The organism is Paenibacillus sp. 2TAF8, assembly GCF_052114825.1.
Classification (GTDB): Bacteria; Bacillota; Bacilli; order Paenibacillales; family Paenibacillaceae; genus Paenibacillus.
The window spans coordinates 383058-405796 of record NZ_JBFRFN010000006.1 but is presented as its reverse complement, the minus strand read 5'-3'; the positions used below and the strand labels follow the sequence as shown (position 1 = coordinate 405796).

The 22739-nt window shown below is 43.8% G+C and carries 25 protein-coding genes, 6 tRNA genes, 1 pseudogene and 1 riboswitch; of the genes and pseudogenes, 8 read left to right on the top strand and 24 right to left on the bottom strand.

Translation table 11 applies throughout. The features are described 5' to 3' along the window. Positions 1–33: 33 nt before the first annotated feature. The 10 genes from AB4Z30_RS11950 to AB4Z30_RS11905 form a co-directional block, all read right to left on the bottom strand. Entirely contained in the window at positions 34–903 is an 870-nt protein-coding gene (locus AB4Z30_RS11950) for a type II secretion system F family protein (protein ID WP_441926473.1), read from the bottom strand. A gap of 12 nt (positions 904–915) precedes the next feature. Beyond that, the gene (locus AB4Z30_RS11945; protein ID WP_441926471.1) at positions 916–1701 is read right to left on the bottom strand and encodes a type II secretion system F family protein; all 786 of its coding nucleotides are present in this window, start codon (positions 1699–1701) and stop codon (positions 916–918) included. A gap of 42 nt (positions 1702–1743) precedes the next feature. Continuing rightward, positions 1744–3042: a CpaF family protein gene (locus tag AB4Z30_RS11940; RefSeq protein ID WP_441926469.1), complete on the bottom strand. Its 1299-nt coding sequence runs from the start codon at positions 3040–3042 to the stop codon at positions 1744–1746. Then, on the bottom strand, positions 3039–4307 hold the full coding sequence (locus AB4Z30_RS11935; RefSeq protein WP_441926467.1) for a nucleotide-binding protein: 1269 nt from the start codon (positions 4305–4307) through the stop codon (positions 3039–3041). The genes AB4Z30_RS11940 and AB4Z30_RS11935 overlap by 4 nt, the downstream gene beginning before the upstream one ends. 159 nt (positions 4308–4466) lie before the next feature. Continuing rightward, positions 4467–4850, bottom strand: a complete 384-nt coding sequence (locus AB4Z30_RS11930) for a VOC family protein (protein ID WP_441926465.1) — start codon at positions 4848–4850, stop codon at positions 4467–4469. Between the two features lie 227 nt (positions 4851–5077). Beyond that, positions 5078–5935 carry a DUF6612 family protein gene (locus AB4Z30_RS11925; protein WP_441926463.1) on the bottom strand — a complete coding sequence of 286 codons (858 nt, stop codon included), beginning with the start codon at positions 5933–5935 and terminating at the stop codon, positions 5078–5080. 131 nt (positions 5936–6066) lie between these two features. After that, the gene (locus AB4Z30_RS11920; protein ID WP_441926461.1) at positions 6067–6489 is read right to left on the bottom strand and encodes a thiol-disulfide oxidoreductase DCC family protein; all 423 of its coding nucleotides are present in this window, start codon (positions 6487–6489) and stop codon (positions 6067–6069) included. Between the two features lie 150 nt (positions 6490–6639). Beyond that, positions 6640–6918, bottom strand: a complete 279-nt coding sequence (locus AB4Z30_RS11915) for a hypothetical protein (RefSeq protein WP_441926459.1) — start codon at positions 6916–6918, stop codon at positions 6640–6642. A 107-nt stretch (positions 6919–7025) separates the two neighbouring features. After that, positions 7026–7268, bottom strand: a complete 243-nt coding sequence (locus AB4Z30_RS11910; protein ID WP_441926457.1) for a zinc ribbon domain-containing protein — start codon at positions 7266–7268, stop codon at positions 7026–7028. A gap of 254 nt (positions 7269–7522) precedes the next feature. Continuing rightward, positions 7523–7942: an organic hydroperoxide resistance protein gene (locus AB4Z30_RS11905; protein ID WP_441926455.1), complete on the bottom strand. Its 420-nt coding sequence runs from the start codon at positions 7940–7942 to the stop codon at positions 7523–7525. Positions 7943–8407: 465 nt separating this feature from the next. Here AB4Z30_RS11905 and AB4Z30_RS11900 point away from each other — a divergent pair, with 465 nt between their 5' ends. After that, positions 8408–9703 carry an Nramp family divalent metal transporter gene (locus tag AB4Z30_RS11900; protein ID WP_441926638.1) on the top strand — a complete coding sequence of 432 codons (1296 nt, stop codon included), beginning with the start codon at positions 8408–8410 and terminating at the stop codon, positions 9701–9703. 131 nt (positions 9704–9834) lie between these two features. Here AB4Z30_RS11900 and AB4Z30_RS11895 read toward each other — a convergent pair whose 3' ends face one another. After that, positions 9835–10533: an HAD family hydrolase gene (locus AB4Z30_RS11895; RefSeq protein ID WP_441926453.1), complete on the bottom strand. Its 699-nt coding sequence runs from the start codon at positions 10531–10533 to the stop codon at positions 9835–9837. 158 nt (positions 10534–10691) lie between these two features. Further along, positions 10692–11123 (bottom strand): hypothetical protein, encoded by a 432-nt coding sequence (locus tag AB4Z30_RS11890; protein WP_441926451.1) that lies wholly within the window; start codon positions 11121–11123, stop codon positions 10692–10694. A gap of 114 nt (positions 11124–11237) precedes the next feature. Beyond that, a riboswitch (cyclic di-AMP (ydaO/yuaA leader) is annotated at positions 11238–11413 on the bottom strand. 379 nt (positions 11414–11792) lie between these two features. Between AB4Z30_RS11890 and AB4Z30_RS11885 the strand changes: the two genes are divergently transcribed. Continuing rightward, on the top strand, positions 11793–12269 hold the full coding sequence (locus tag AB4Z30_RS11885; RefSeq protein ID WP_434752438.1) for a glutathione peroxidase: 477 nt from the start codon (positions 11793–11795) through the stop codon (positions 12267–12269). 354 nt (positions 12270–12623) lie between these two features. Here AB4Z30_RS11885 and AB4Z30_RS11880 read toward each other — a convergent pair. The 3 genes and pseudogenes from AB4Z30_RS11880 to AB4Z30_RS11870 form a co-directional block, all read right to left on the bottom strand. Continuing rightward, positions 12624–13206, bottom strand: a pseudogene (locus AB4Z30_RS11880) (transposase); the annotation flags it as partial. Positions 13207–13215: 9 nt separating this feature from the next. Next, the gene (locus tag AB4Z30_RS11875) at positions 13216–13698 is read right to left on the bottom strand and encodes a hypothetical protein (RefSeq protein ID WP_441926448.1); all 483 of its coding nucleotides are present in this window, start codon (positions 13696–13698) and stop codon (positions 13216–13218) included. A gap of 245 nt (positions 13699–13943) precedes the next feature. Next, positions 13944–14026, bottom strand: a tRNA-Leu gene (locus AB4Z30_RS11870). 433 nt (positions 14027–14459) lie between these two features. On the opposite strand from AB4Z30_RS11870, the gene AB4Z30_RS11865 reads away from it, so the two are divergent. From AB4Z30_RS11865 to AB4Z30_RS11855, 3 genes are all read left to right on the top strand, one after another. Further along, the gene (locus AB4Z30_RS11865) at positions 14460–15161 is read left to right on the top strand and encodes an urease accessory protein UreF (RefSeq protein ID WP_441926446.1); all 702 of its coding nucleotides are present in this window, start codon (positions 14460–14462) and stop codon (positions 15159–15161) included. Positions 15162–15424: 263 nt separating this feature from the next. After that, positions 15425–15628 (top strand): XRE family transcriptional regulator, encoded by a 204-nt coding sequence (locus tag AB4Z30_RS11860; protein WP_441926444.1) that lies wholly within the window; start codon positions 15425–15427, stop codon positions 15626–15628. Between the two features lie 30 nt (positions 15629–15658). Continuing rightward, positions 15659–16285, top strand: coding sequence for a hypothetical protein (locus tag AB4Z30_RS11855; protein WP_441926442.1), 627 nt, complete (start codon positions 15659–15661; stop codon positions 16283–16285). A 91-nt stretch (positions 16286–16376) separates the two neighbouring features. On the opposite strand, the gene AB4Z30_RS11850 is transcribed toward AB4Z30_RS11855, so the two are convergent. From AB4Z30_RS11850 to AB4Z30_RS11830, 5 genes are all read right to left on the bottom strand, one after another. After that, positions 16377–16802 carry a helix-turn-helix domain-containing protein gene (locus AB4Z30_RS11850; RefSeq protein WP_441926440.1) on the bottom strand — a complete coding sequence of 142 codons (426 nt, stop codon included), beginning with the start codon at positions 16800–16802 and terminating at the stop codon, positions 16377–16379. A gap of 338 nt (positions 16803–17140) precedes the next feature. Further along, positions 17141–17605 carry a DUF1648 domain-containing protein gene (locus tag AB4Z30_RS11845; RefSeq protein ID WP_441926438.1) on the bottom strand — a complete coding sequence of 155 codons (465 nt, stop codon included), beginning with the start codon at positions 17603–17605 and terminating at the stop codon, positions 17141–17143. A 207-nt stretch (positions 17606–17812) separates the two neighbouring features. Beyond that, positions 17813–17895, bottom strand: a tRNA-Leu gene (locus AB4Z30_RS11840). A gap of 17 nt (positions 17896–17912) precedes the next feature. Beyond that, positions 17913–17985: transfer RNA gene (locus AB4Z30_RS11835), tRNA-Lys, on the bottom strand. A gap of 116 nt (positions 17986–18101) precedes the next feature. Then, positions 18102–18173 (bottom strand) — tRNA-Glu (locus AB4Z30_RS11830). A 339-nt stretch (positions 18174–18512) separates the two neighbouring features. Here AB4Z30_RS11830 and AB4Z30_RS11825 point away from each other — a divergent pair. Then, on the top strand, positions 18513–19289 hold the full coding sequence (locus AB4Z30_RS11825) for a DeoR/GlpR family DNA-binding transcription regulator (RefSeq protein WP_441926436.1): 777 nt from the start codon (positions 18513–18515) through the stop codon (positions 19287–19289). Positions 19290–19293: 4 nt separating this feature from the next. Beyond that, the gene (locus AB4Z30_RS11820) at positions 19294–20187 is read left to right on the top strand and encodes a Cof-type HAD-IIB family hydrolase (RefSeq protein ID WP_441926434.1); all 894 of its coding nucleotides are present in this window, start codon (positions 19294–19296) and stop codon (positions 20185–20187) included. A gap of 96 nt (positions 20188–20283) precedes the next feature. On the opposite strand, the gene AB4Z30_RS11815 is transcribed toward AB4Z30_RS11820, so the two are convergent. Further along, a complete protein-coding gene (locus AB4Z30_RS11815; protein WP_441926636.1) occupies positions 20284–20931 on the bottom strand; it encodes a flavin reductase family protein in 648 nt (215 codons plus the stop codon). An 86-nt stretch (positions 20932–21017) separates the two neighbouring features. Between AB4Z30_RS11815 and AB4Z30_RS11810 the strand changes: the two genes are divergently transcribed. Then, positions 21018–21737 carry an ArsR/SmtB family transcription factor gene (locus AB4Z30_RS11810; RefSeq protein ID WP_441926634.1) on the top strand — a complete coding sequence of 240 codons (720 nt, stop codon included), beginning with the start codon at positions 21018–21020 and terminating at the stop codon, positions 21735–21737. Between the two features lie 185 nt (positions 21738–21922). Here the strand turns inward: AB4Z30_RS11810 and AB4Z30_RS11805 are convergent. The 3 genes from AB4Z30_RS11805 to AB4Z30_RS11795 all read right to left on the bottom strand — a co-directional run bounded on the left by AB4Z30_RS11805 (position 21923) and on the right by AB4Z30_RS11795 (position 22648). Further along, positions 21923–22011 (bottom strand) — tRNA-Ser (locus tag AB4Z30_RS11805). Between the two features lie 6 nt (positions 22012–22017). Beyond that, a tRNA-Asn gene (locus AB4Z30_RS11800) sits at positions 22018–22093 on the bottom strand. A gap of 93 nt (positions 22094–22186) precedes the next feature. Then, positions 22187–22648: a SprT family protein gene (locus tag AB4Z30_RS11795; protein WP_441926632.1), complete on the bottom strand. Its 462-nt coding sequence runs from the start codon at positions 22646–22648 to the stop codon at positions 22187–22189. Positions 22649–22739: the final 91 nt, after the last annotated feature.

Sequence of the window (22739 nt, the reverse complement as noted above, 5' to 3'; positions counted from 1 at the left end):
ATCTGGCTTTTCACTTGATCGTCCCATTTCCTTCTACATATTCATCATCATAAAAGCAGGCGCACCGATCATGACCACGATCGTAAAAAAGATCAATACCATCGGAAACACCAGTTTCGAAGAGGCCTGCTCTCCCTTGGCCCGGCTAACCGCCTTGCGTTTCTCCCACAAAACATGTGACAGATCTCGCAATGCCAATACAAAGTCACCTCCCCCACGCCGGAAATTCAGTAGCACCGTCGTTGTAAAAATTGTCGCTTCCTGTACACCGGAGCGGCGGCTGAACTGCTCCAAAGCTTGCTGAAACGAGTAGCCATTATTCCAGTCTGCTACCGCTTTCCGCAGTTCGTTGTACAATGGATGATCTCGCTCCCTCTGGCTATTCACGCAGTGAATAATTGCACGTTGCACTGTTTCTCCTGCCCCAACCAGGAGCACAATCCGATTAAGCAGCTCAGGTAGCTCTATGAGGATCTCTTGATCTCTCCGCTTAACTTTCGTATAGAGGTCCTTGTACATTGCAAGCGGCAAAGCGATCCCAAGAATAATCCCTCCGGCTAATCCTCCCATTCCTGCATCCCCAACGATCGATAACAAACACCCTGCCATCAGCATCAGCCATGAGTACGTCAACATCTCAGCACAATAGAGTAACGTTTTTTCGCCGCTGTGCTGTATTCCATACATCTTCTGGATGGCGTGCTGCATTCGAAACATGAGTACAGGTAATCTACGGCCGATCTCGAACTTGTCCAGCATAAACAGAAATGGGCCATGCAATTTTTTCAAACGTAACCCTTCCATAGTCAGCTTCCGTAAATGTCTGTAAGCTTGCCCTCGGGTTCGATCGAGCACAATCCAGCCCACGCCAAGTATTCCTCCAATGATGAGGGGAAGCAGCATCTTCTCAACTCCTCATACTTTGATATCCATAATGCGATGAATCCATAAATAACAGCAGACTAAGACAGCAAGTGCGCCCGTGGAGATGAGATATCCTATCCCACTGTAGAGGGGTTCCATAAAATCCTTGGCCGTCAGGTTGAGAAATAATAGAAAAATGAAGGGTGCTGCAAACATTACCTTGGATTCAAATCTTTTCTGAGCCACGGCAACCATAATGTCCTGTTGAATATCCAGCTTTTCTCCAATCACTGCGGAGGTGCGGCGTACCACTTCAATCAGATCACCACCTGTTCGTTTGCAAGTAATAAACACGTCTGCAAAATTCGTAATATCTTCAATCTGTGCCCGATCTGAGAAATCCTGCAACGCCTCTTCAATCGGCTGTCCATATTCCATACGTATTCGTAATATTGTGAACTCTCGGATCAGGTCTGTATCTGCTTCAGGGTTCAACATCCGCAGGTCTTCAACAGACTCCTTGAAACCATTCTCCACTGATTTTCCAGCCGCCAATGCCGATGATAGCGCGTAGAGAGCTTGCTTGAAATGCAGGCTAAGTGTCATTCTTCTGCGTTCCAGCAGTACCTTTGTCCAAAACCTGGGTACCCATATACAACCTGCGGCCAGCAATATCCCGGCCAACCAGTGATGATAAAATAACAAGCCCACGCCGAAAAATAATAAACCGCTAACCAGCATGCACATTAAGCGTTGCCTTGAACTGAGCGAATACACGGTGTAATCCGTTAACTTCTGCCTGCCTTGCGCCACATTGCATTCCCTCCCATAATCCATGTTTTGAATCTCATCCTATTTCTCGCTTCATTTCTTACGCTACTACTGGTTTTCTTGTACGACCTGTTCATTTATCTGCTCTATGTATCCATCAAGCCATTCCCCAAGTCCAGCCATCTGAATTTTATCTACATTCATGAGTCTTCCCGCCCTGACAAGTCCACCGATGATATGTCCCTCCCGTTCCTGCTGCTCCTGAAAACGAAACAGCGGGTTCAGGAGTACTTCCCCGTCCTGCATACCTATCACTTCACTGATCTCTGTCACGCGGCGTGAACGGTCCCGAAGGCGGGAAAGATGCACAAATATATCAATGGCAGAACTAATCTGCTGCCTCACAACGGCAATTGGAAGTTCCGCACCGCTGAGCACCATCGTTTCAAGCCTGCTGATCATGTCCGAGATCGTATTGGCATGACCAGTCGACAACGATCCATCATGTCCAGTATTCATCGCCTGTAACATATCCAGCGCTTCCGCTCCCCGCACTTCCCCAATCACAATCCGGTTTGGACGCATCCGTAAGGAAGATTTGATGAGATCCCGAATGGAGATAAGACCTTTGCCCTCTGTATTGGCATTCCGGGTCTCCAGAGAGACGAGATTGGGTACCGTCACAATCTGTAACTCCGCTGAATCCTCAATCGTAATAATTCGCTCATCGGCAGGGATGAATTGGGATAATGCGTTCAGAAAGGTCGTTTTTCCGGAACCTGTGCCTCCCCCGATAAAAATGTTGTACTTGCTCCGCACTAACTGTTGTAATAACACCGCTGCTTCTTGATGCAAGGCACCCTTCTCAATCAGATCAGACATTTTCATTGGCTCACTTGGAAACTTCCGGATCGTCATCGTCGGACCCTTTAGCGCAATAGGCGGAAGCACAATGTTAACCCTCGAACCATCCTTCAGGCGTGCATCCACAATAGGAGAAGATTCATTGACAATCCGGTTCACACCAGACACGATCATCTGGATGATATCCTCCAGACGCTCTCTGGACTCAAATTGCAGCGGAATCTGTCTAACCTCTCCTTCCTGCTCCACAAAGATCTCTTGGTGACTATTGATCATAATCTCCGTAATGTCCGGGTGATCTACCAACGGTTGCAAAATATCCAACCCGCGAAAAGAATCAAACAGTCGCTGCACCAGTGTATGGCGTTCTCCTGAGGTCAAATCCTCCAGGCTCGGATCGCCGAGAACTTTCCTCTCAATCCCTCGCCACAACTCCTCGTCCACCGCAGAGGCAGTCAAATCAAGCGATGCTCGAACCTCTCTGCGTATTAACTGAAACTGTTCTTCAATATCTGGGATGCTCCATGAATTTCGATCCGTCATAACGATCTGGACTCCTGTTGAACCATGCGTCCCGTCTGCCGCTCCTCTTCTCCCTCGCCTTGAATCAGTAGTTCACATAATTTCTTCACTTCACGCTGGAAGATCGGTGAGCTAAGCATGACCTCTTCCTGATTCAGCTGCTTCCAGGAAGGGATATAAGGCAATACCGCGTCCACGTGCAGATCAGGTCTCGGCAAAGGACTCATCACTTGTTCCCGATATTTGTTAATGACAAAATACGTACGCTCCAGCATACTTCCAAGCACATCCGCCCGGGTACGCTCAGAGTGCTGCAACCATTGCCCCCAGCGATGCATCGCAGCAATATCATCCTCTACCAGCCATACGCAGGTATCCGCGGCTTCCAGTATCCCATTGCTGCGTTCATCCCAGCCTGAATCTCCATCCAAAATCAACACCTCATACTGTCCACAGTCGGCCAGATAGCGGATCAGATCCGTCGTGTCCACTTTAGACATTTGCAACATTTCCTTGCGGTTAGCTAACGGCCAAAACACATCCGACTTCAATGGCTCATGTGGAACAACATACTCATTTGCCGCTTGTAAGCCCGCACCTCTTTCTTTTGTAGAACCTGATTCTTTCCTAAGTCCCTGCCCTTGTAAATGGCCACCTGTTACTTCCCTTCGATGAGCCTTCAGATCGTATAACAGCCGTGATAAACCCGTCTCTACGTCCGTATGTTGCTGCTGACTGCCCTGTCTCAATCCTTTCTCCAGAAAAGGAAACGAGCTGTCCAGAGTCTCCAGATTGAGATACAATACAGAATACCCAGCAAGTCCAAGTTGCTTCGCCATATGCAGTGCTACGGCCGTTTTACCACTCCCGCCCGAAGCAGATAATACAGCGATTGCCAACGTATCTTGGCCTGGGCGTTGGTTCCTCTTGCTTCGCGGCTGTCGGCCTGCATTCCTTACAGCTTCCAGTAGAACGGGTAGAGGCTGATACTTCATGAGGCAGTTTGTCTCGTGTCCTTCGTCAGCCCCTTCACTAAGCATGAGCCAAGATACACCTGTGGCCCCCCCTCCATTCATTAGCCACGGATTCAAAAACTCAGGTTCAGCAATAATCAGATCAGGCATTTCGTGCCCTTCCTGTTCTGTCATATGATTCCTGAATGCCTCCCATTGGGAAAAGGCAGTAAATCGCATGTGCTCCCCTGACGAGCTACTCTGTACATAATCAAGCCAGGCACGAATATAGTCTTTGTCCCTCGACACCAGTACCGCCTTAAGTACGATCAATTTCTCCTTCCCTCCCTGCAAAAAAGCACAAAAAAACACCGCCCATTACCCGCATAAAGTTGCAGGATATGGACGGTGCTTCCGTCACGTGCTATGAATGTATGCACACTATAACATACAATTTATGGACGAGCAAGAGATTTATTCTATCTCTTTGATCTAGGAACCATATGGCGCCCCAAACTCGATAATATTCCGATCAGGATCAAGGATAAAAATCTGGGCGAAACCAGCCACACTATCCGGTCTCGCTTCATATTCAATGCCTTGCTCTTCCAGCCAGGCAATCGTCTCCGAATAACTGACCACCCATAGCGCAAAATGCCCATCGGTTGTATCGATTCCTGCTTCCCGCAACGTATGCCCCTCTGGATGCTGCAACAGATGAAGCTGCTGACTGCCGATCGCGTACCACGTACCCGTAGAACGAAACGGCGGGCGTTCGATTTCTTGCATACCTAATAAGCCGGAATAGAACTTTTTGGCTATCTCCAGATCTCGAACAGCCAGACTTACGTGATGAATATGTGCATATCTAATCATCTCGGTATCCCCTCCCAAGTACAACAATGATGCATCAATTTTACTCAGATACAATGGACATTTGTGTGCATTATTAGCTAATGTCCCTATTTATAAATAAATCATATATAGATATATTATACCATTTCGAAGAACAGACAAAATCAATAAAAAAACACCCTTGATCCTCATCCGGCTTACCCTAAGGGTATTCCGAAGACAGAATCAAAGGTGTTTCAGGCTTTTACTTATTTTGCGCTGTCCAGAGCCTCTTGTGGAATTTTGATTTCTGCAACTTTGTCATGGTTGGAGAACGAAGTGTCCATTTTCATGTCCATCGTCATTTTCTGATTGTTTTGCTCCATTTCCATCACCATCTCTACATCGATCTTCTCCATAAGAGATGTCTCTTTGTTAATCAGATATTTCATTTTCATGCTCTTAATGTTCATTTGATCAAGCATAGCCTGCATTTGAGCATCTGAACCGTTTTGTTCCATAACGGATTTAGCCAATTCCTTCACATTGTCACCCGATACATCTGCGTTCAGGACATAGTTGTCGCCCTCTTCGGTGATCTTAACGTCTTCTTTTACTTTTTTGAATTGGTCCAGCTCTTTTTCCGGATTCATGCTAGCTTTCAATTGTTCGATGAGCGCCTTCGTTTGATCTTCTGGAATAGCTACCCACTGGTCACCCACTTGGGAGTAAATTTTGTCTGAAGTAATATACTGTTTTACGTTTTGCTTCTGTCCAGACATATCCATTTCCATCTCTTGATAGATCATCATTGGATCTTTGATGATATCCATTTTCAAAGACGTTTTTACCTGCTGATCCTGAGATTGCTCACCAGCATCCAGTTTGATCTTTTGATCAATGTTAGCTTCTGTAGTGAAGCTTTTGAGCGCTTTTGTTGCTTCACCAGTTTTGGCAAGCAATTCATCCAATGTTGGAACAGCCGCATTCTGCCCCGCTGTATTGTTGCTTTCATTCGTTGTTTCATTTCCTGCTGGCGACGTTGCAGATTTATCTGTGTCATTTCCACATGCTGCCAAGCTCACTGCCAATAACGCCCCAATAATCATTGTCGTCCACTTCTTCAAGTTGTTATCCTCCCAATAATGTAAAAAATAATGTAACCCATAGTAATTACCCAGAGATTACCGATATTAATCACCTTACATGAAACTTCTTTCTTATGGAAGCTTATCCTGAAAAACTGATACTTTTATACTTATAAAAATCGATCTTTAGTCTCAGGTGTAGGCAACATACATGCTTCTTCTTTCCCGAACCAACGATACCGATTGCGCGCAACCCAGTTGTATACTGCATTACGAATGAATTTGGGCACAATAATAAACACATAAAGTAACGGATAAGGAAACTTGAGACCTTTGGCCAACCTTAACGCTGCTGTAGAGCGTGTATAGTATTTTCCATTTTCAATCAATACAAACGTATCCATGCTGTCGGTTCTCAAACCACCCTTCTCCAGCAATCCTTTCGCCACATCCGACTGGAGTGAAGCAAAGTGATATTTCCCTTCCGGGTCTCGCTTGATAATCCATTTGGTTATTCCTTGGCAAAAGTTACATACCCCGTCTACAAGAACAATCGGGTGTCCCTGGTGCTTATCCTCTTGGTCTACTGTCATATCATCATGGCCTCCTGTATGGTGCTGTTAGATTACTTACCCATTTTGAGCCAACTTTCCTCTCCTAAACTTGAATTGGATCCACCAAACTCTATGGCAAAATAGAAAAAAAGCGCAGGCTCAATGCCTACGCTCATATCTGTCGGCTAATTACTCAGCCAGTGCTTTTTCCATCCACTCGTCATTAATCATTTGCTGATGCAGGTCAACTGACCATTGATCCATACATTTGCAGATGAAGTCTTTGCGACATACAGGACAAGGTGTCTTCTGCAGACGGCTGATCGCAGTCATTTTCCAATCCGGAGATTTGGAGTAGAATACACGACACTGTGTACCATCTACCAGTTTCATCGTAAATTCGTACAATCCGTCTTTTTCGTTTTTGCTGGCTACTTGCAGTTGTGCAATGCTTGGTCTATAAGACATGGATATCACCTGTGAATTCAAATTTGGTTCATGCTAATGACACTGACACTTTCAGTACTAAATCATATTAAAGAAATTTCAGGTCGATGTCAACTCAGGTATGTCGATCAACCGAACAGAATATCCAGAATCGTACCGACTTGTCCTTGCTTCTTGCCTTTTAGCACATCCGGGTTAAAGACCTCCACATACCCGCAGGCCGTACAGCCCACAAACAAATAATGATTATGCTGAATATCAAACACCTTGCTGAGCCCTGCTCCTGACATGGAAACCTCCTTAATACTGCATTCGGTCCCCCGGCATTTGGTACATACAAATTTTCTCTCAATCATCTCTTCAATACTCATGGCCGTTCCCCCTTATGGAATATGTGGCATGAAGTGACTGTACTGTTATGTAAAAGAGTACGCGCTAAGACGAGGAAAATCCTCCCCTATAGTTAGATCAGGTTAATTTTGTGTCTAATCGTTCGGTTGGAAAACAAAACCCTGCTGAGCTACCAGCAGGGTTTGTGTGCTTGAACATAAGGTATTTACTAAATACCCCGCTTCTTTACTTCAAGCAGTGACTTGCAAAAAAACAGGTCAGGTTTTCGTATTTACTAAACTACATTCAAAACAACATCAATGTTACCACGTGTTGCTTTGGAATAAGGACAGAAGTCATGCGCCTTGCGAGCAAGATCCTCAGCTTGGCTGTGATCTACTCCCGGCATGCTCACATCCAGACGCACCGCCAGTTTGAATCCATCATCTGTAGCATCTTTGCCGATCGATACGTTGCTGGTTACAACGACGTTTTCCAATTTCACGCCTGCTTTACGAGCAACGTTAGCCAGAGCACTCTCGTAACACGCACCATATCCAGCTGCAAATAGTTGCTCAGGATTTGTGCCTTCTCCACCAGCGCCGCCCAATTCTTTCGGCATTTTCAGATCATGTTGCAGTACGCCGTCCGAAGAAGCCACCGAACCTGTACGTCCACCTTTTACCGTTGCTGTTGCTGTATATAAAGCTTCCATCAGAATCTCTCCTTCGCTACTAAAGTTTTATGTGCCTACAATTCATTTTAAACTTCTGGCTCGATTTGAAACGCAAGATTGTCCGCTTTATCAGCTTTTACATTTGACTGCATTTCATGCACAACCTGTAAAAGTCGTATCTTTTTACGAAATGGGTACGATATACAGAGGCACTTTAAAAATAAAAACCTTCGTCCATTTCTTTTCTTGTCCGAATACATAAAAGTTGCACTAGACAAAAATTATTGAGGGTGTACAATGTAAATGCGAACATAAAATTTTAGATATATGGAATGTCGTTTCATCACATTCATTTGTCGCAGTATTTGTGCCAGAGCACACCCTAAAACGAATTTCATTTCGGCTACAAGTCGACCACATCTTAATGTAAAGTCAGGTGATCCATGTATGAGTCAAAAGAATCCGTTCAACTCCACATCCGGCAAGTATTCCTCTGCAGCAGCAATGGCTCCTTCGCTGGGAGAAGCACACAGTTCCATGAAAGTACCCAAAAATGCAGCCTGGTGGAAAAAGTTCCTTGCCTTTGTCGGTCCAGGTTATCTTGTCGCTGTCGGTTATATGGACCCCGGCAACTGGGCTACTGGAATCGCAGGCGGCTCGAAATTTGGATACACCCTATTATCTGTCATTCTTATATCAAATATGATGGCCGTGGTGTTGCAAGCCCTCGCAGGCAAACTGGGCATTGTCACCGGACGAGATTTAGCACAAGCATGTCGTGAGCGTTTCAGTGCCCCCGTCGTTGTGATGTTATGGATCTTGTGTGAGCTTGCGATTGCCGCTACCGATCTGGCTGAGGTCATCGGCTCAGCAATTGCCCTTAAGTTACTGTTTAATATCCCCGTGTTATATGGGGTAATCATCACCGCAGTGGATGTGTTACTCATTCTTGTACTGCAAAATAAAGGCTTCCGTGCGCTGGAGATACTCGTTATCGTGCTAATGGCAACCATTGCTCTCTGTTTTGGCATCGACCTGTTTTTGGCGAAACCTGATATGGGCGGTGTTCTTCACGGATTCGTTCCTAGCACCGAAATTTTGCAGAACCCGGCCATGCTCTACATCGCCATTGGCATCATCGGAGCTACCGTTATGCCGCACAATCTGTATCTGCATTCATCCATCGTACAGACACGCCAGATTGAGCAAACGACTCAGGGCAAAAGAGAAGCTATTCGCTACACCACGATGGATTCAACCATTGCTTTGACGCTAGCTCTGTTCATTAACGCGGCCATCTTGATCGTATCTGCAGCTGTATTCCACAGCGCTGGCATGACACAGGTAGCAGAGATATCCGATGCCTATCATTTGCTAACTCCGTTGCTTGGCACAACCATTGCAAGTGTCCTGTTCGGTGTAGCTTTGCTCGCATCCGGTCAGAATTCTACCCTTACAGGCACGCTCGCAGGACAGATCGTTATGGAAGGATTCCTGAATATCCGTATCCCGGCTTGGCTGCGCAGACTGGTCACGCGTCTGATCGCCATCATCCCCGCTGTCATCGTCACTGCTATTGCCGGTGAGCGCGGCACAGAAGAGTTGCTGATCTTGAGTCAGGTCATCCTATCCCTGCAACTGCCATTTGCCGTCATACCGCTTGTGATGTTCACAAGTGACAAAAAACGTATGGGGGCTTTTGTCAATAAACTGTGGCTCAAAATCGTATCTTGGTCTATTGCCGTTATTATCGTAGTGCTGAATGTGTATTTGATTGTCCAGACCATTATTCAGTTCTAACTTAGAATGCCATTGAAAAGGCTGATGTGCCACGGTATCCTCATACCGGGCGCATCAGCCTTTTCATGCCTTTATTTTTAACCAGCTCCAGCCATTTATACCTTTAACTCGGGCCGGATCTAACCTCATGCTCATACAGATCCGCTCGTATCCCCATCAGCAATAAGTAATGGAAGCAATTCATCCAGAGACTCCACTGTCCAGTCTGCACGCTCGCCATCCGAAAGCTCTGGCTGGAACCTTCCGTACCCTTGCAAAATACGAATGGTGCGTAAGCCTAAACGACGTGCTGGCATAATATCATTATCGATTCGATCACCAATCATAACCGCTTCTTCGGGCGCGCATCCAGCCTGCTTCAGAGCAACCGCATACAACTCCGGATCAGGCTTGGACACCCCTTCTTCTGCCGAACAGGCGAGAACATGGACATATTTACGAAGTCCGTAGCTCTCCAGCCTTGCTTCAGTCCCGGGGCTCTGATTGGCAATAATACCAATACGATAGTGCTGCGAAAGCTGTTCAAGCACCTTGGTTGCAGAAGGAAAAGGTTGCTCCAATTCTTTATGGAATTTGAGCTTGTTCTGAATCTGAATGCGGTGATCTTCATCATGAATATATGTACGTATGGCTACTTTCATAGGCCACTGCTCATAATTACGGTAACAGGTAGCAAACAGTTCTCGTACCGCCTCGATCTTTACTGGATAGCCGTAATCATTAGCCTCACGAACGAACTGCCCAATAATATCATCTACTGGCTCCCATTCATCCACCAGCGTATCCCCCACATCAAAAAACAGCCACTTCAATCCGGCAATATCCGGCACGCTGATTCCTCCTCGTAAGCTACAGGTCGCCCCTCGCTTCTATACTACCGTACTGTTTCCATAAAAAAAAGAAGACCCACGACAAGCATGAGTCTCCTCAAATTCCGTTAGTCTATACCTGCAATTATAACAGGCGTCTTACCTTGGATCAATCTCAATCACAAGCTGCTCACTTCAGCTTGCGGTTTATTGCAACTATTGAGAAGAAAGCCGACTTCTCCATTCAACGAATATACAATTTTATCTGCTCCCATACCCCGATAAATCCCTTTAGGATGGCTCTGCTCGGTGATCACACACAAAGACTTCGATGTCCACGAGCGGCAAATCTGCAGGTAACGGCAGGTCAAATTCAGACTGTTTTCAAAAATAAATACATTTCCTACACTTCCCTGCGGCAAAAACCATTTCTCAGCCGCTGCCGTATTCATACGAATGACGTGTTCTACGCCAATCCGGCGAAGCTTGCGTTCCTCACCAGCACTGTTCGTCAGAACGGCAAAAGGCATTTTTTTGTACATCAGCAATTTAACAAATTTACGTCCGGCTTCGTTCGGTGCCGTTACCAAAATCATCTCTGTATCCATCATTCGTTCCTCCCTTGGCGTGAAAAGACAACAAAAAAGAAGCGTGGGGACCAAGGCCTCCGAAACGCTTCTTAAATAATCCATGGCATAAGCGCCATGAACCAGCGTGCGGTTTGTTGCCTCTCCCTTTAACGCTTACGAGGTTAGCTGACGGATTCGGACGCGAGAGTCGCCCTATTTCCAGCTGTCACCGGAAAATTCACCCCATAGATGACTGCTGCTGTAATACAGCACATCCTGTTGGTTCCCCCGTTTTCCATTCATTACGAATGGAAACTCAGCGATTAAAACATCGTTCGTACATCTTGAGTAAAAGATCGATCGATATTATCGTTTGTTTCGTTTTTCATGTACAATTTAATTAAAATTCAAATTACGATATGAATCATACACCCGTGCCATGATCATGTAAAGTGCACACAGATCACCGAATCGTCAGATTTCCGGCAATAATCATTAATAATAACGCTTACAATGAGGTTATACGCCATCCATCTCATCCAAGCTATCTAATTCTCAGCCGCACGAAAATTAATTCGTGTATTCCTCACCTATGCGGAACTCCGACTTAGCGAATGAACATAACAACGATAAACCAAAATAAGTTTTGCATTATTTAATTGCTTAAAATATAATAAATATATCAAGAATAATAGGATGGAGGCAATCCCCATGTCAGTCTATGATTTCAAAGTAAACACTCTCCGTGGACAAGAGATTGAAATGTCCCAATATCGCGGCAAAGTGTTGTTGATTGTGAATACCGCAAGTCAATGTGGTCTTACCCCTCAATTCAAAGGCTTGCAGGAACTGCAGGATAAATTCCAAGATGCTCCATTCGAAGTGCTTGGATTCCCAAGCAACCAGTTCGCGCAGGAGAAAGGCTCTTCCGATGATATTGCGGAGTTCTGCCAGATGAATTATGGCGTAAGCTTCCCTATGTTTGAGAAAATTGACGTCAATGGTTCCAGTGCTCATCCACTCTTCCAGCATATTTCTAAAGAAGCGCCAGGCTTGCTCGGCTCCAAAGCGATTAAATGGAATTTCACCAAATTCCTTGTCGATCAAGATGGTAAAGTTGTGAAGCGGTATGCCCCGCAGACCACTCCAGACAAAATTGAAGAAGATATTCAGAAACTGCTCAAATAAATCTATTTTTACAATTAATAAACAAACCATCCGGAAGCAATGAGGTCAGGATTTACTCCAATCTGCAGGATGGTTTTTTATATTTTTGATATACCATTCGGATAGCATCCATTCCACTCTTAATGTAGTCTAGATCTGTTTGCAAGGCTGCTATTGTTCATCTATATTGCCTATTTGTTCTTTTGTGCCCCATCAAGCCGTACGCCATGCCACTTAGGGTATGATGGCGAATATCAATAAAGACCATACTGATTTCTTCTCTCTCAGTAATAAGCGCTGTCTCAAAAGCCTTTAAAAACGAACATCGGTGAAGAGATTGAACACCGATACGTTCAAACGGGACCAAGCAGAGGTTTATCCTGCTTGGTCCCGTTTACGTTTTTCCGTCATTGTTGCTTTTTTGAGCTGATTGTGGGTAAGGCAAGGCCACCCGACTTCCAAGCTTACTTTTTGCAAGCCACGAAGCAGGAATCTTCGGAATCCTCGATTATTTTACCCAAGCACACTTTCAGGCTCGATCATTCGCCGAACCGACAGTGTGTATCCTTCTTCGCTACGCAGACGTTCTCTCATCTCGTTTTTTGCCGCATGTAGGTCAAGCTAAATGCAATTTCCCGGTCTCCCTGAGCCTTTGTGCATGTGCCCTTCAGGGGGCACTGGCTACAATCCTCACTCAGGTAATGACGTGTCAGAATCGGGTAGCCGCTCTCCTTCACCGTCCGACTTTCATACCGAAAATATAACGTCTGTCCAGCTGCACAAGTCCATGTATCTGACGTTTCGTTGTAAGTCCAGTTTCTCTTCTTTACCGATAGCTCGCTGAAAAGTCCTTGTTTTTTCCTTGTGATACGTTCCGTACTTCACGATCCCCTGAATGTTTTTCCCTTCAGATAACTGTAATTCTCCTCACTACCATCCCCGCATCAGCAATGACGGTCTTATAGCTTTAAAGACTTTCAAAATCATAAAAGAATAATTTATATTGCTGTACACCATATAAAGTTGGAGCGTCTACTACCATGTAAATAGTGGCCCCCGGAGGTACTGGTACAATATTCATAATATGACCCGAGCTTATTCCTGATGTATCTGCATACATTAGAGTAGAAAGATAACCATTGTTAAAATCATATTGAATTCCTAATCTGTTTGTTATGCTTCTGTCTTCACTGAGGCTTTCAATTCTAACAAATCGTGTTTTATCAGTAGTATTTGTCCACTTAAACCAGTCTTGGTCACTATTGTTCTGCAAGAATAGTGAATATTCAGCCCTATTGCTACCATTCGCAAAGATTAACGAAATAGCGTCATCCCTCGTATCTCCTATTCCTATCGCTGTAGGTGTTATCTCGCTAGCAAAAACTGATGATGACAGAGTTAGTAATAACATTGAAGTTAAAAGGACCGTAATCAACTTTCTAAGCCTCATTTTTATCCCATCCTTCTATCAAAATTTACAACCAATTCCATTATACAATAAATTTATATATAATGGTAGTTAATTAAGAATATAAAAAAAACGCCTTTTCTGGCGCAAGAATCGATTAATTTTGTCAGTAAATCACCTCAGTCTAAATAAAGATTTTCAGAGACAAGTTTGACCTGCAAAAATGTCCATATATGTTTAGTAAATAAATAAAAAAAGCCCTTGATCTACAAGGACTTTTCATATAATGCGGTCGAGAGGACTCGAACCTCCACGGGCATACGCCCACTACCCCCTCAAGATAGCGTGTCTGCCATTCCACCACGACCGCATGTCGTAAATTATCGGCAACAGAATTAATTATACCGGATTACCACGAAAAAGTAAAGCACTTTATTACTTTTTTCTCATCTTACAACGTTTTAACATTAAGCTATGCACTCCCCCTTTCTGGTTGCCTATAATCTGCACAAAATTCAGTCATATTTCCTTAGAAAGCACATATCATTAAATCTGATTCCTCAAAAAAGAGCTGTCATTTGAAAACAAATGATTTCATATTCACATCAGATAAAATGTTATATTAATTAACACAATAAACATGTTATATATAATAAATCTATTTTTTTGCGCAAAAGATTGACAAAACAAGGATAATTATGTGAATATATATATCATATAATTCGAATTCACACATAAAAATTAATTAAAACTAAAAACGCGTAATAAAACCTAACACAATAAACCACAGGAGGCGAAAGATCGTGAACCGTGGGAATAAGTTGCTCGATTACACCAAACTGCTTGACCCCTCTGTCCAGGTGGGAGGGTTCACCCATTTCTTTGGTATAGACGCCCACATCAAGGAAGGCACCATTCGGACAGCCGAAGACCTCGAATCATTTATGCGTTGCCAGCTACACCCAAGTCTCGTGCGACTCGAAGGAATGGCCATCAAGGGAATCTATGCCGCGACTGATCATAAGGATACTTGGAGAATTGCCTTAATCGACAAACTTGTGCACATACAACGGACCCCTCCTGAGTTGAGAGGGCAAGCAACAACCATAGGCAAACGTTTAATTAAACTCTCTCGAGCTTTGCACCCCTGGATCGATTTTAGCCCACTTGAACAGATCTTCGCCAAATACAACTCGGTTGGCTGCCTCTCCACTGTTCACGCCTGGATCAACCACCACCTCGACATCCCCGTCGAAGAGGCGGTTCTCGGTTACTTGCATTCAGCCATGAATGCATGCGTATCTGAAGCATGCAAAGTTATACTTCTAAGTGAAACTGCTACTCGGGAACTACTGTCTCGCCTGACCGCAGACCTCGAAAACGAATGGACTACCGTTAGCACTTCCTCTTCAGAATCACATATGCACCCCAATTCCATGTCTATGAAGTCATTATTCCCCAGCTTCCACATGCTCGGAGCGGGTCTCCACGCTTATAGAGCATAAACCCCATCATTCCTCTTACCTTTCTGCAGAACACACCAAAAACACGCCGCAAATCCTCTTGCTGGCGTGTTTTTTCATATTCATCCATTCAAATAACACGTACTTACGTAATAATAATTCATAAAATACACTTATTTCCGTATTTTTTAATTGTTAGATGACGAATTTACGTATATAATGGAATTCATAGCACGCATTTCTATCTATATTACACGAAGAATGACCTGCTGAATACTATAAAATCCACTCAGGGGTGAACCCTATTGAACAAGAAAAAACCAGTCACTCCATTCGGATGGGCTATCAAGCGACGGCTAACCGAGCTTCAAGTTGACCAGAAAACCTTTTGCGAACAACACGACATACCACCTTACCGTCTATCCAACCTTATACATGGCACACGAAAAGCAACTCGATTCAGACATCAGGTCGCCGACATTTTAGACATCCCCGAGGATCTACGATAAGTTTTTTTTCATAAAAGGAGGACTTCTCTCATGAGACATATTACATGTGACATTGAAAGCCTATCCTTCCAGTCCACCAATCATCAGTTGATCATTATAGATCATCATTGGATGATTCGAAGTTGCAACCAAGCCTGGCAGCACGGACTTCATAAACTTTTCTTACAGGCAGCCAGCCGACATAATCATTACCTGCATCTGATGGAGGCTTGGGCCGCACAACAGAAAAACCTCTATCCAACCAAATTTGCACAGTATCTGAGGCATAACGTCGTACCTTTTAACAAGCCCCATACATACGATATCTCTGTTACTACGCCACAAAACGAAGAAAAATGGTTTCGCGTTGAACTCACTCCTTTACAGGATGAGCCAGAGGCAGACTCCCGTCTCGCTTTAATTGCTCACACAGATATTACAGAGCAGAAAAAGACAGAGTTCCAGTTGCGGCAAGCCTTGACCGAAGCACGTACACTCTATGGACTACTGCCGATTTGCGCCGTTTGCAAACACATCAAGGACGATTCAGACAAATGGAACAGCGTTGAACGATACTTGGAGAAACACACTTCAGTTGAGTTTACACATGACATCTGCCCAGATTGTATCCGCCAGTTATATCCGAAATACTCCAACATTCTTGATAAGCACAACTAAAAATCCCTCTATTTCTAAATAAAAAACCTCCCTGTTGTCCGAAAGCATTACATTCGGCACAGATGGAGGTTTTTTTATTATCCAAAGGCACTTACGTTCCTTCCTGCTCTGACTTATTCCCGTCTTCCGATTCAGGTTGGTAACGATAACTGCCGGCATCTTTACTCTCTTTAAATTTTCGATAACGAGTGAACTCGATATACTCACTAATAAAAGACTGTTCTACAGCCGACAATTCACTCTCTTGGCAATTCAATTGCCGCAACACGTTAAAAAAATAATCTTCCCGCTTTTCCCGCACAATTGCTTCCTTCGATAGACGACCAATCATTAACCAGTCCAGACTAACATCAAAAAATGAAGCAATTTCAATCAGTTTATTTGTACTTGGGATAGATTTACCACGTTTCCAGTCACCAAGATTGCCCGTGCTTATCTTCAGCTGTTGACAGAAGGCCTTCTTTGTCATCCCTCTTTCGGCAATCAGGTCTTCAATTCGCTCATAGATTGACTGCATGCAAGAACCGCCTTCCAACCGTAATAATCAACGCAAATACCATATGATAGAATTATAGCACAATATTTCTGAATGCTCAGCTTTTTATACCAACCGAGATTCTCTCAATTAAGAGTGAAATGCCTACCATACTCCCTACCAATCCATAAGAAAATTAGACAATTTATGCAGGTCGGTCCATGGTTTCACCTTCAAAAGAAAAGTCCTGTTAAAAGTTATATTGATATTCTGTAAAGGCCAAGGGACTTCCATTAAACAGGAAGCCCCCTTGCTTTACAGTCTAACCAACCTATTATACTACCACGTTCATTAAGATCGTAAATTCATTCTAATCCTATCTACCTTCTCAATGTGGATGCCCAAATTAAAAGATAAATCGGAGCAATAAAACAAAAAGCCAAAAGACTAAGCGAGATTATAAAAGGTAAGCTAGAATCGATACCCACCGCATAATTTAACAACGCTTCATTAGCTAGTAGAAAGGATAGAAAACTTAGATTTTGAATCAAAATCAGGACTTTTCCAGTTCTAGAAAACTGAATCTCTTTATTCGCTTCAGTTAAATTAATATAATTCAATTTATCTGGCTTTTTAACTAATATTCCAATAAGAAACCACAAGAACACACCTATGACAGGCATGATGTACAGGATAGATTTGGGACCCCAGTTATCTGGAATATCGTTAGTAAAGTGGATTGCGATACGTTCAGGAATATCCGTCCAAAGATAAACTAATTTAAATACATGAAATAAAAAAATAGAAAGCGAAAGTATAAACAGAGTAACTTTAAAGTATTTCATTCTATCACCCTTCATGCTTAAAACTATATTGAACTCATTTGTCCGGTTAGCAGATTAAAGGAGCTCCCCAATCAATAACTTAGTACTGTACGTTTATTATGTATGTTTCTATATTCGGAATTAAATCCCGCTAAGCCAATTAACATCATAAAACCAAAAGAAAAAACACCCCTAAATTAATTAGGGATGTTTCACTCTTACATCTAATGCGGTCGAGAGGACTCGAACCTCCACGGGTATACACCCACTACCCCCTCAAGATAGCGTGTCTGCCATTCCACCACGACCGCATATTAAATTATAAAAGTGAGCCATGAAGGGCTCGAACCTTCGACACCCTGATTAAAAGTCAGGTGCTCTACCAACTGAGCTAATGGCTCTCGATCTAACTTCACCTGTTGTTATGCCATGCTTATCGAATGTTACAGAGCAGTGACTTCCAAAGAAATTCTGATTAATGGCGAATCTCTTAAAGGTGAAAAATGAGGTAATACTATGACCCGTAGGGGATTCGAACCCCTGTTACCTCCGTGAAAGGGAGGTGTCTTAACCCCTTGACCAACGGGCCTTATAAACAAGTTGTCTTTCTTGGCGACAAGAATGAGTATATCACAGATAAATATAATATTGCAATACTTTTTTTATTTCCTTTTACAATCCAAATTTTTGCTTGTATTCAAAGGTCATTTTGTAATCAGATCAGTCTAACTCTCGTTTCCTATTTACCTTAACTCGTTAAATCCAAAATCATATTCGTGTCATAACTGTACTTTAATTTTGTAAATTTATGATAAAAAACTTACAAAAACTTATTTCCACTTACAATATTGCAGATCACATTATAATTACTTATAATTAAGCTATAGTACAACGCACGGTCATCCATGAATATAAGGAGGCTTTACGTTTGTTTCAAGAAGAACGCATGCAACTCATCATTGAGCACCTGCGCAAACATCATCGTATCTCCGCAGAAGAGATTGTATCTTTATTTGATGTTTCAAGAGATACTGCACGCCGGGATCTGATTAAACTCGAAGAGCAGGAAGCCATTATTCGCACACGCGGCGGTGCAATCCTCCCCTATCCCCCACAAGAATTCAAGTCGTATCAAGACCGACTGAAATATGTTTCTGAGGAAAAACGGGCCATTGGCAAACTAGCCGCAGCTCTGGTTCGTTCAGGGGAAACGATCATTTTGGATTCCTCCACAACCGTTCAATCCTGCGCTGAGAATTTGAACGGCAAATCCTGTACGGTCATCACCAATTCGATACACTCGGCTGATCTTTTATCTAATCACAATGCTGTTCAGATCCGACTGCTCGGTGGCAGGCTGGATAAGGAACAGCGTTATGTCTATGGAGCACCTGTAATTGAGACCCTCTCCCATTATTACGTAGATAAAGCGTTCATTGGCATTGGCGGCCTCACCATGGATGGATTCAGTGCTTCTGAAGAGGAAGGCAAGATTAAACATCAAATGATGAAATCAGCCAAAAAAGTAATTATCCTGGCCGACCATTCCAAGATGGGCAAACGTTATGGTTATCGTTTTGCAGATTGGTCACTGGTGGATGTATTAATTACAGATCAATGCCCGGATCAGGATTGGCTAGATTTTTTAAACGAACAAAAGGTTGAGATTCTAATACCCGAACCTACACAAGATAAGGAGTTGTAAAGATATGAAATTATTTGCTACCGATTTGGATGGAACATTGTTGAATCGAGACAGCCAGATTAGCCGTGAGAATGCCGATGCCATTCAGAAAGCGCAGCAGGCTGGCATGAAAGTTACCATTGCGACTGGGCGTGTATATTCAGATGTTGTGGCGATCAGCCGCCAAGGTGGAATCAAAACCCCGATTATCGGCTCCAACGGCGCGACCATACATGATGAGAACGGAGAACGCTTATTCCACCTCCCATTGGAACGTGAAACAGCCGCTTCAGTCATGCAATGGCTGGAAGATCAGCATATTTATTATGAAGCTTCAACTCAGATGGGCATCTACGCTGCAATCAGCACTCACGAAACGATGCTCGCTGAGTTGGAACGTGTCCTGGGCTCAAAACCAGGTGAAGATATCGAGCGCATGATTCATTCGATCAAAAAGCACTACGACAAAAAAGACTATCACCGCGTGAATAGCCATCTGGAAATTCCGGCAGAAGCCTGTATCTACAATATAATGGCCTTCTCAATGAATCCGGAAAAAGTTCAGCTCGGACGTGAATACTTCTCCTCCAGAACCGATGTTGCTATGGTTGTATCCTTTGAGCATAACTTCGAAATGCAACACCCAGATGTATCTAAAGGGAATGCCCTGACCAAGCTGGCGGAACATTTGAACATTTCGATGAAAGACACCGCCGCTATCGGAGATAACTTTAATGATGTTTCCATGTTGCAGATGGCTGGGCTCGGGATCGCGATGGGCAATGCCGAGCCAGAAATTCGCGCGTTGGCTAAAACGATCACACTGACCAACGTGGAGCATGGCGTTGCTCACGCGATTCATAGCTTGTTAGAAGGCAAACCTATTGCTCCGGAGGAAACTATTGTTTCGGAAGGTTAATAAAAGCCAATTAAAGATAGTAGCTTTAGTTAAATTAAGAAATAAGCACAGCGGTCTCGTTAACTGAGCCAGCCTGTGCTTGTTTTTTTCCTCCTTTCATTTATCTGCCCGAAAATTCTCCCCTTGTCTCTCCCCAAGTCCGTAATAATGCCTGAAATTATAAATCAATGGATGCCATTGCTTCGGATCAATCTTATTGACATCTGAAATCAAATGAGCATGTGCGTGTACCTTCACCGCCTTCACTTCTACAATCGCCATGAATGGCGTGTGTTCCGGAGTTCGCATATGTTGTGCAACCGCTTCAATCTGAAGCGGACATTCGACTATTTTATCTGGTGCTACCTGAACTGAACGCTCAGATGTCAATCCTGCTACAGAGAATTTATCCTGACAAAATGTATATCCCATATTCCTTTTCACTTCGGGAACAGGGGAACTTCCTGTCGTCCGCCCTAGCGCTTCAACGTTTGGCCACATGGAAGAATCCGGAAGATTAATAACACACTCTGGATGATGACACAAATTCTCATAGGCTTTGCCCTGTGTGCCTATACCTAGCACCAGACAGTCCCCCAGTGCCCAAGATGAGGATAGCGGAGAAAGATTGGTAGATCCATCATTATTTAGAGTGCTCAGAATGATAACAGGTGTGCCATAGTATAGAATACTCGGGTTAATGGCCTGATGTTGATTCGTCTGAGCCCAATCGGTAGTTTGTTTTGTGTTATACTGCTGCTGCATATCGTTACTCACCTTATACCTCTCCTATTCGGATATTGAATTCAAAACCAATTGTAATACAGCATTATTTCAACTATCATCGAAGTATGAATGCATATCCGAATATCACTGTTATTGCCTCACTTATTGCCGATACAAGTCGCTCTATATTTCTCTCCGCTTTGTTGGATGGACGGGCACTACCTGCCGGTGAGCTGGCTTACATGGCTGACGTCAGTCCACAGACCGCAAGTAACCATCTTGCTAAACTTGTAGCAGGAGGACTGTTGGAAGTAGAACAGCAAGGTCGTCATCGGTATTACCGTCTCGCTAGCGAGGAGATTGCGGATCTGATTGAAAAAATGGCCAGTATCGCTCCACCGGTTCAGGTTCGCTCATTGAAGCAATCCAATCAATTGCAGCAGTTAAGTTATGCACGTACCTGTTACGGTCATCTGGCCGGAAAACTTGGGATTTCACTTTGTGAAGCTCTGCTTAAGAGAGGTTATCTGATCGAAGCCAAAGAAATGCAAAGTAAGGATTATATAATCACGGAGAAAGGATCACAGTGGTTTAGCTCATTTGGAATCAAACTTCACTCAAAACCGGGATCACGCCGAGCCGTCGCTCGTAAATGTCTGGATTGGAGCGAGCGCCGTCATCACCTGTCCGGCTTACTTGGTGAACAACTCGTTCACCGATTACTTGAACTGAATTGGATTCGTCAAAAAACAGGAAGTCGTTCTGTTGAAGTGACCGAAGCTGGAAAGTTAGGTTTGTATGAGGTTTTGGATATCTCCCTTGAATTGAAAAGGAATAGGCACTAAAAAATCTAAAAAATCCTCTTCATATGAATGATTGGCACATTCATGTGAAGAGGATTAACTATTTATTCAGAACGGAGAGAGAGGGATACTCTCACTTCGTTCGAGACTGCGATGTATCGCTATCGAAGCTTATGCTCCGACGAACCTTTAGGGTTCTCATCCCTGGCATAGAAGTATAATCAAAACGGAGAGAGAGGGATTCGAACCCTCGCACCGCTTACGCAGTCTAACCCCTTAGCAGAGGGTCCCCTTATAGCCACTTGGGTATCTCTCCAAGAAATGGCTCCCCGAACAGGACTCGAACCTGTGACAACTCGATTAACAGTCGAGTGCTCTACCAACTGAGCTATCAGGGAAAATTAACTTGAATAACATTAATTTATCATGATTAATAATTCAAGTCAACCTGCCGTTGACCACTTTCTGCAGCCGAATAATCAGCGTATAGATTAGATGGTTTGAAGTGTAAGTTTTCCAGAGCATCGACCGCAGCGATAACGCTTCGGGTCTATTTTTCGTTTACGCAAATATTCCATCCCGCAGCTCTTGCACACCAGTTTGTATCGATACGGCAGCGGTTTTCTACCCTTGTCTCCGGGAAGAGACTGACAGAACCGTGAACCGCCCACTTTCTGCAAAAGTGCCTTGAATTCCGGGTCTCTATGCTGGTATCCCCTTCCTCGAATATGCAGATGATAGTGGCATAATTCATGTTTGATAATTTTCTCAACCTCGTCCCTGCCATGCACTTCAAGCTGATGCGGATTTATCTCAATCCGGTGGCTTTTGAGCATATAACGTCCACCCGTTGTCGTCAGACGACGGTTAAATATCGCTTCATGGGTAAACGGAACTCCGAAATGTTCCAGAGAAATCTGCTCAATCCATTGTTGTAATTCCTTATTTTCCATCATTCCCCTCTCTCTCCATCCGCTCGATCACGCTGTTTTCCCCTATAACACTTGAATTTTAACCGTTTCGTAGGCTACACTGTCAAGTAGA